Consider the following 9232-nt stretch of genomic DNA (forward strand, 5'->3'; position numbering starts at 1 on the left):
TGGCTATCTGACTGAATTAATAATGGACTACCTTTCTCTTAAGGCTTCCTGCGCCTTATTGAATGGTTTAATTAAATAATCCAGCACAGTTTTTTCACCGGTTTTAATATCTACCGTTGCCACCATGCCGGGGGTAATTGCAAACTTTTGGCCGTCTTTATTCTGCAATTTATCAGCATCAGTGCGGATATAAACACGGTAATAAAATTGATCCTGCTTTACTTCATCACGCAGCGTATCCGGCGAAATCACCGTAACTTTGCCTTTGAGTCCGCCATAAATGGAATAATCATATGCTGTAATCTTCACCAGCGCTTCCTGCTCCGGATGAATAAAAGCAATATCGCGCGGCGAAATCCGCGCTTCGACCAGCAGCTGTTCATCTAAAGGCACGATGGTCATCAGCTTGCCGTTTTGCGCAATGACGCCGCCAATGGTCATGACATCAATTTCTTTAATAATGCCCCGCACCGGTGATTTAAAGACTGTACGGCTCAGTGAATCTGACTTGCCTTTCACTACCTGTGATTGCGTTTCAATATCGGTATTGGCCTTTGCCAGTTCTTCACGCGCTTTTACAAGATATTGGTTTTGCGCATCATTCATCTGGTTGCGCAGTTCATTGGCTTGACGCTTTAGGCGCAGCACTTCGACTTCACTGGCTGCGCCCTTGGCGACCAAGGGTTCAGTCATTCTCAATTCCTGATCGACTAAAACCAGCGCTTGCTTTAGCCCCGCCAAAGATTCCTCCAAATTGGCGCGGCGCGAGTGATACAGCGCAGTTTCTTCTTTCACCAAAGCTGGATCTTTCAGCACTTCCGCAGGAAATTTCAATGATGCGCCATTCACTTCTGCCCGCAGCCGCGCAGCAGTTGCTTGAGAAGACAGCAGCAATGAAGCGGACTCGCCGACATTCGATGCAAAACGCGTTGGATCGAGCAGAGCCAGCACTTGCCCCTGTTCGACAATTTGCCCTTCATGCACATTTAATTTGGTCAAGATCCCGCCTTCCAGCGATTGAATCACTTGCTCCTTGGAAGATGGAATCACCTTGCCCGTGCCATTGGATACTTCTTCCAGCTTAAACAGCCATGCCCATATCAGCAAAGCCAGCAGCCCAAGGCAGATGATCCAAATGAATAGGCTTGGTTTTGGCAAACTTGGCTCTGTTTCCCTTAATTTACCCGACTTGCCGTGCTGACTCATTCTTCTGCCCCTGATTCAATGTTGACTGTTTTAATACTTGTTCTTTTGGCCCATCCATCACAATTCTGCCCTCGTGCACCACAATAATGCGGTCAACCAGTTCCAGCACTGCCCGGCGGTGTGTGGCAATCACTAAGGTTTTTTGTCCAAGCCATGATTTTAGCTGATCGATCAGTATTTTTTCTGACACATCATCAATAGCCGCTGTCGGCTCATCCAGCAAAAGAATATTCGGCTGGCGCAGCAGCAAGCGGGCCAGCAGCAAAGCTTGACGCTGACCGCCAGAGAAACCGATGCCGCCTTCTAAGATTTGGTAATCCAGGCCTTCTTTCTTATCCATGACAAAATTTAAAGCGCCTGTAATTTTCAACACATGCAGAATTTCATCGTCATTCGCCAAAGGTGCGCCCAATTTTAAATTTTCCCGCACAGAACCAAAAAACAAATGCGCATTCTGATTCAGCAGCCCCATGTCCCGGCGTACATCCGATGGGTCAATTAACCCTAAATCAATGCCATCCAGTTTAATTTTTCCTTGCACAGGCTCCTGCATGCCGGACAGCAGCTGCAGCAATGTCGACTTGCCCGCGCCATTGCGGCCCAGAATTGCAATTTTTTCGCCGGGCTTAATTTCCAGTTTAGGAATCGCCAAAGAGGCGCGCTCATCATCCTGTTCATATTGGAAAATGACATTGTTTAACTCGTAATGCCCCATAATGGCTGGACGATGAATCAAATGCGCTTGCTCAGGCTGATCAACCGGTTTCTTCATCAGCTCATCCAGACTGGATTTTGCCACTTTGGCTTGCTGCAGCCGGCCCAATACACCCGCAATTTGCGCAATCGGCGCCAGCATCCGTGAAGATAAAATTGAACATGCGACCAATGCGCCTGTCGTCATATCGCCCTTCATCACTGCAAAGCAGCCAACCAGCACAACAATGGCAAAAGTTAAGCCCTGAATTTTCTGCGTCCATGCGGTCATCACGCCCACCAGCTTGCGTTGGCGCATTGAAATATCCGCAGACACTTCATTCATGTGATTCCATTGATTTTGAAAGCGTGACTCAGCGCGCAGCAGCTTGATGTCTTCAATGCCCTGCACGGCTTCGACCAGTGTGGCATTGCGGATTGCGCCTTCACGCATGCCTTCAGATGCCAGCTTCGCTAACGGCTTTTGAATAAGAATGCCCGGAATAATCATCAGAGGGACAACCAGCACCATTACCCAAAACAGATTGCCGCCAATCAGCCAGAAAATCGCCAGAAACAGTAAAAAGAATGGCAAATCTGCAATTGCAGAAATTGTCGTCGAGGTCACTAACTCCCGCACGCCTTCCAATTCACGGATTTGTGAAATAAAGGTGCCTGTAGATTTTGAACGCTCTTTATTTTTAATTCTCAGCGCATGTCCAAATACCCGGTCAGAAATTTTCAAATCGGCGCGCTTGCCAATAATGTCCGATAAGTAAATCCGCGCAACGCGCAGGCCAAATTCAAAAACAGCCGCAATCAGCACACCGCCCGCCAGCACCCACAAAGTCGGAATAGACTGTGCAGGAATGACGCGGTCATAAACATTCATCGAAAATAAAATGGTGGCCAGCGCAAGTATATTCGCCATCATCGAGGCAAACATAATATCAACATAGCGCTTCCAGTCTTTCAGCACAATTGACCAAAACCAGCTGGCTTCATAAGGCTTAACGTATTCATCGACACGGACATCGGCAATGGATTTTTCTGGCCGCAAAATGTAGACATTGGCCGTATTCTGCTTAAGCAGGTCAATCGTTAAAACCTGCGCCAGGCCTTGATCGCCGCTGAATTGAATGCTGGCATTGCCTTCAGCATCCACCTTATCCAAAACGCCGACTTGTCCATCTTGCATTTCAATAATGACAGGCAAACGCCAAGGATTCAGCACATCTTCACTGAAGCTGCTTTTTCTCAGGCTTAAGCCTATTTGGCGGCATACCGTGCCCAGCACCTCATCAACGGTCTGGTTTGGATTCCAATCCAGCTGTAACCGCAGCCGCTCTTCCGAGGGTTCCATGCGGTAATGCTTGGCAATGGTGAGTACGGCATTTAGCCATGGCTGATATTGTATAGAATTGCTCATGGCTCTATCTCAATCCCTTGAATAGATAAGTTATTTAACTGATAAAATTCACGAGAACGGCCTGTGACCTTGATGTATTCGGTCAGGCCTGAATAAATATCATATCTGGCATTTTCTATTTCTTGCGCCACGCTATGAATGGACTGCTCAGCATTTAATAAATCAACAACGGTACGTGTTCCTAATTTATATTGTTCCTGATACAGCTCTTTGGTGCGTGCCGTCGTTTCTCTGCGTGAAGACAGAACCTCCATCTGCTTTTGCTTATTTGCGACTTGCTCCCGGATTAAGCGCACCTGATCATTGACATCTCGATATACAACATTGACCTGCGCCTTAGCCGCTTCTTCTGCATAACTGGCCGCACGCGCTCTTGAGCGGATTGCGCCGCCTTGAAAGAAATCACTGCTGGCTTCGAGCATGATGGAACTGTAGAGGCCATCATCTTCGTTGTTATTTGGATTGCGTCCATTTAAGGCTTGGCTGAGGCCGCCCTTAATATTAATGGTGGGATAGGCATTCAGCTTTGCCTGTTCTTTTTGCGACTTGGCAATTTCAACTTCGGCCTGCGCCGCCATCATCTCTGGAATCCGCGTAAATTCAGGATCTTGATATAATCCTGCATTTCGCACGATATAATCTGGAATATTAAATCTTACCGCCGAAACATCATAGCCTAACAATGTTCTCAGCTTCTGCTGATACTGACGCAGCGCTGTTTCCTGCACAATTTTATTGCTTTGCGCCGCTTCTAAAGTGGATTGCGCCTGTACTGGATCGGCCTGGCTGCTGATGCCGGCATTGGCGCGCAAATTAGCAATTTCCGCAATGCGGGCAACCCCTTTAATCTGCTGATCGGCAATTTTTACAATTTCTTGATAACGGTTGATATTCACAATGGCATTGACCGTCTGATAGGCAATATCATCCACACTGACAAGCAATGATGCTTGCTTTTCCAACAATTTAGCTTCTTCTGTATTTACAGATGTTTTGACTTTGCCGAAGTCATACAGCATCTGTGTTGCGGACAAAGTATACAGCTGTCTGCCCCGCTCTCCAGTGGTCAAATCGGCACTGCTGATACCGCCTGAAATTTGCGGATAATACTGCGATTTTGCTGTATCTATATTGGCATTTTGCCCAGCCATGCTAGCAATATTTTGTGCGATATTCGGATGCTGCTGTAAAGCCTGATGTATTGCATCAATCAGCGACACTTCCATTGTGCCGGATGACTGACCGTTCAAAACCGAGACTGCTGGAGCGCCTGTCATTGCTCTAGAGCCTGTAACCATAGGCAGCGCTTCCCGCTGCTGCGGCTGTTGCAGCTGAAAGCTGCTTAATGCTTGAATACTGATTTTGTTGCTGACGCTTTGCTGAGGGTTAAATATTTGACTAATTTCTTTCTTGGCTGAATTTAAATAGTCTTGAAATGCAGCTGCCTGCACTTGCTGTAAAGCCAGAGGTAGAGGCAGCAATAAAATCAGCCCTAACCTTAATTTAATAGTACTCATTATAGAAATTTATTTTTAACCCTTGCATATTTTTTATATGGCAGGACTATATTGAAAATATAATCCTAATTCCTTTTAAACCAGAAAAAGCAGCATTAAAACTGCTTTTTTCCATACTGTTATTTTAAATTAATGCTTTCCATATTTTTGCCACGTTATCTTCTTTATACTTACTAATAGATCCGTAAGCGCTTTGTGACATTTTTTCCAACTTACCTTTAGCACTTAATATTTTTGAAATTTCCTGAGCCATCATTTTATAATTTCCATGCTCTACAAGTATTCCATTTACATTATTTTGAATCATGCTTGATGGGCCATAAGGAATATCATAAGAAGCTGCAGGAACACCATGGCAAAGGCTTTCTAAAACAGCCAATGAAAAACCTTCACAGCGGCTCGTCAGCAATGAAAAAACAGCGTCATTGTAAGCCTTCGAAATATCTTCAACATAACCTATTAAATGAATATTATGATTCAAATTTAACTCATTTATTTTATTAACAATATTTGTCTTTTCCCCTCCATCCCCATAAATATAAAGCTGCATTGCAGGATTGGTCTTTAATAGTTCGCTCATCATCAAAACCATATCTATCACTTGCTTTTCTGGCGCTAAACGGCAGAGAGCAACAATTTTATTAGGATCACGCTGTTTAAATATAATTTTTTCCGGTTCATCATCAATACTGTGCGGAATGGCTGTTATATTATTGACTTGATTAAATCTTTTTTGGATATCGATTTTTTGATGATCTGTCAGTGTAATAATATGGTCAACAGTATATTTCTTCTCAAGTACATATTTAAAATTAGAGTTTAATTGACCTGTCATAATATCATCTTCCATTTCAACCAAATGACTGCTATGGAAGACAGATATGCTCTTTTGGCCATTTTGTTCATGAAAATTTCTTAAAGCAATATTCCAATTCGGGTTCCTATCTATAATAAAGCATGACTTTTCATTAATATCAATGATCTTTCTCAGCCAATAATCAACCAATTGTTCTTCACCTGTAAAAATCTGATCGACCATTCCAGATTGAGTAAATAAAACAATTTTTAATAATCGGCTATTTTCACCAAAATATCTTTGCAATACTAAATGGCCATCAATATGAATGAGATCTTCAATTGTCACTTTCCCATTTTCATCCAATTCTTGAATTGCAAAAATCCTTCCATTTTTATCAAATTTTTCTCTTTTTATAATTTTGTTGTTAAATAGGTTATTAACAAAAACGATTTTTTCTTTTTTTATATTATTCCACACGACATATTTATAGAAATTTTGATCAACTTTAGAGATCCATTTCTCATGCATAGGATTCACATCAACTTCAACTACATTGTATAAGGATTGATCTAAAGCAAAATGATTGCTGATTTTTAACTCATTGGTGTACCCGCCCCTCAGATATTCATACACATTGAGCACATCACAAGATTTTGGCATCCAGCCAATTTTTTTAAGATTTTCTATATTTTCATCGAGCTCTGTATTGAATCTGCTCGTTAAAAACACAGCAGATATGCCAAAATAATTTTTGAAAAGCCGAGCTCTTTTTAGCGCTGCCCGCTCTACACCGGTTAACTGTTTTCCGAAGTCCAAGTTACAGAAATAAAAATTTTTATAATCCGTCATAAAACCCTCTATAAATCTTATAAATTATTAATTTAAATAAATAAAATTTTAAATCATTTTCTATTTTTTTTGTTAAAAATTACGTTTCTTAACAAAAAAAAGAGGCTCCTAAGAGCCTCTTTTTTAGATGTGTTTTTTAGAAACTTAGAACAGCAAATGATTGCCTTTTAACAGTTCCTCAAGTGTCGTGGTTTCATTAATAGTGATTAAATCAACCTTAGATGTATACGCTGGGCCACTACCATCACGATCAATTGAAATGGTTGAAACGCCATTCGCAGTTGTCACACTGACATAATTTGCAATGTTGTCAGCCGTTGCGCCAGTAAGCAATGAACTGATATCAATGACATCACCTTGCGCTTTACTGAAATCACTCCAAGTATCATGACCATTGCCGCCGTGAGCATCAGCCGCATTCAATACATTGAATATCAATGTATCTTGACCAGTACCTAAGATAAATGTCTCAGCTCCAGCTTGTGATACGGCTGTATCATTACCAGCTGTACCGCCTGCAGGATCTCCAATCAGTACAGAATCCTTACCAAGCGTAATGCTTAAGGTAGAGCTCGCACTTGAACCGTCTAAAGTCTCAACTTTATACGTAAAGACATCAACTTTGCCTAGGTCACTGACCTTACCATTGGCCAGGTAACTATATGAACCATCTCCATTAATTGTCAGTGTTCCATAACTGCCCACAACCTGAGTTCCAGTACCCACATTGTAGCCTGCCGGATCAGTTGTACCTGCTACAGCACCAAGTTTGAAGCTAGAAGAATACAAGGTATCCTCACCAGCACCGGCTGTACCTGTTATTACATTGCCTGTTACAGCAGTTGCAGTATAAGTTGGCGCTTTAATATCTAAATTAATATTATTCACACCAAACTGTTTACCAACCGTAGCATCCCATGTGTATGCCAGGCTACCATCACTACCAGAAACATTTAATGTATAAGTTGCAGCAGATGTTCCAGTATTGGTGACTTTATAGTAATGAACCGTACCGCTTTGAGCCGCAGTGCTGCTCCAAGTCGCTAAATTACCCAATACACCGTTTTGCGACAACTGCACCGTAGTTGTGTAGGCACTTGTTTGGTTACCTACTAACGGGAAACTCTGGGTAGAATTCACTGGTACAACTGTAGTAAACGCAATATATGCCGTTTGACCCGCTGCTACAGTAAATGTGCCGCTATCGTTTGGAATTGTTTGTACAACTGTACCTTGCCCAGTAGTTAGGATCGAACCATCAGCATCACCAGTTCCTTTTACAGCTAGATTGTATTGGTTGCCGATCGTTGCTGCTGTGCCATCTACATCTGCAACTAGAACATTTGCACCTTTCGTTGCCTCTTGTGCTCCTGTTTTACCTGTCCAATCTAAATTCACTAAGTCCGAATCTAAGCGGATATAGATATTTGCTGTGGCACTATGTGTATCCCCATCGGCAACAATATAAGTAAATGTCTCTACTTTACCGAGCGCTGTTGGGCCAGCAGTCATTTGATAACTGTAAGAGCCATCTGCATGAATAGTTAATGTGCCGTAATCTCCTTCGATTTTGGTTTCAACGCCAGCAGTAACGCCTTTATTTTCAGAGCCATGACTAATTGTAGTCACTTTCACATCTAGCCCAACTGGGTGAATCACATCGTTGGTGAATACATTTCCAGTTACAGGATCAGTGTTATTAATAGTGGCAACAACGGTTCCATTTGCATCCAAGTTCAGTGAGCCAAGAACATTCAATGATAAAAGCTGCGTTAAGAGATTATTCGTTTCCGAACCGTTTTGAGTTAATACAAAACTATATTTTCCAGCTTCATTCAACGTAACAGTTGTACTGCCGCTAGCACTAAATGAAAGCAATACGTTAGTTAACTGGTATGCATTTTCAATACGGTCATAAACCTCATACTTTCCAGCTCCATTGTCTTTCAGTATCACTAGATCCATAGAACCATTAATACTTCCACCTGCCAAAATTGCATCAAGAATAGCACCAACACCAGCCCCAGTAATACCAGTTGCCCCAGAGGCAGTAAGCGTAAAGTTTAGGGTTTCATTGCTTCCAACTGTGACTTTTGGATTTGCTGAAGTGCTTAAATCAACAGAAATCAAATCACCTAGAACCCCCACATTGGCAAGAGTGAAAATATTGCCTTCAATGTCTGGACGAGCTTCAGTAGTACTTAACTCATAGTTAGTTTCATTTTGATCATCATCTGCAGTAATCGAGTGCGCAGCTTCCGAAGCAGATACAGATTCAGATATTGATGAAGATTCGGATGCTGATTCAGACGCCGATGCAGATTCTGATGCTGAAGCTGACTCAGATGCTGAACTTGATGCAGATTCAGAAGCTGAAGCTGACGCCGACTCAGATGCTGAAGTGGATGCCGATTCAGAAGCTGACGCCGATGCAGATTCAGAAGCTGATGCCGACGCGGACTCAGAAGCTGAAGTCGATGCCGATTCAGACGCTGATGCCGATGCCGATTCAGAAGCCGACGTAGACGCGGATTCAGAAGCCGAAGCCGATTCAGAAGCTGAAGCCGATGCAGATTCAGAAGCCGACGTGGATGCCGATTCAGAAGCTGACGTAGACGCGGATTCAGAAGCTGACGTAGATGCAGATTCAGACGCTGACGTAGATGCAGATTCAGACGTTGATGCAGATGCTGATTCAGAGGCCGAAGCCGATGCGGACTCAGAAGCTGAAGTGGACGC

The 9232-nt window shown here is 42.9% G+C and carries 6 protein-coding genes; 1 reads left to right on the forward strand and 5 read right to left on the reverse strand.

Annotation, left to right across the window (positions count from 1 at the left end; translation table 11 throughout):
- Positions 1-27: 27 nt before the first annotated feature.
- The 5 genes from F941_RS10160 to F941_RS10180 form a co-directional block, all read right to left on the reverse strand.
- A complete protein-coding gene (locus F941_RS10160) occupies positions 28-1206 on the reverse strand; it encodes an HlyD family type I secretion periplasmic adaptor subunit (protein ID WP_005010840.1) in 1179 nt (392 codons plus the stop codon).
- The gene (locus tag F941_RS10165) at positions 1181-3328 is read right to left on the reverse strand and encodes a type I secretion system permease/ATPase (RefSeq protein ID WP_005010841.1); all 2148 of its coding nucleotides are present in this window, start codon (positions 3326-3328) and stop codon (positions 1181-1183) included. Before F941_RS10165 ends, F941_RS10160 begins: the two co-directional genes overlap by 26 nt.
- Entirely contained in the window at positions 3325-4845 is a 1521-nt protein-coding gene (locus F941_RS10170) for a TolC family protein (protein ID WP_005010842.1), read from the reverse strand. Before F941_RS10170 ends, F941_RS10165 begins: the two co-directional genes overlap by 4 nt.
- Positions 4846-4969: 124 nt before the next feature.
- Positions 4970-6493, reverse strand: coding sequence for a glycosyltransferase (locus tag F941_RS10175; protein ID WP_005010844.1), 1524 nt, complete (start codon positions 6491-6493; stop codon positions 4970-4972).
- Positions 6494-6637: 144 nt separating this feature from the next.
- Complete coding sequence (locus F941_RS10180; protein ID WP_228128345.1) at positions 6638-8623, reverse strand: beta strand repeat-containing protein; 1986 nt, start codon at positions 8621-8623, stop codon at positions 6638-6640.
- Between the two features lie 271 nt (positions 8624-8894).
- On the opposite strand from F941_RS10180, the gene F941_RS16660 reads away from it, so the two are divergent.
- On the forward strand, positions 8895-9232 hold a 338-nt coding region (locus F941_RS16660), incomplete at its 3' end, for a hypothetical protein (protein WP_005010848.1).

The sequence above is a fragment of the Acinetobacter bouvetii DSM 14964 = CIP 107468 genome (assembly GCF_000368865.1).
In the GTDB taxonomy this organism is placed as follows: domain Bacteria; phylum Pseudomonadota; class Gammaproteobacteria; order Pseudomonadales; family Moraxellaceae; genus Acinetobacter; species Acinetobacter bouvetii.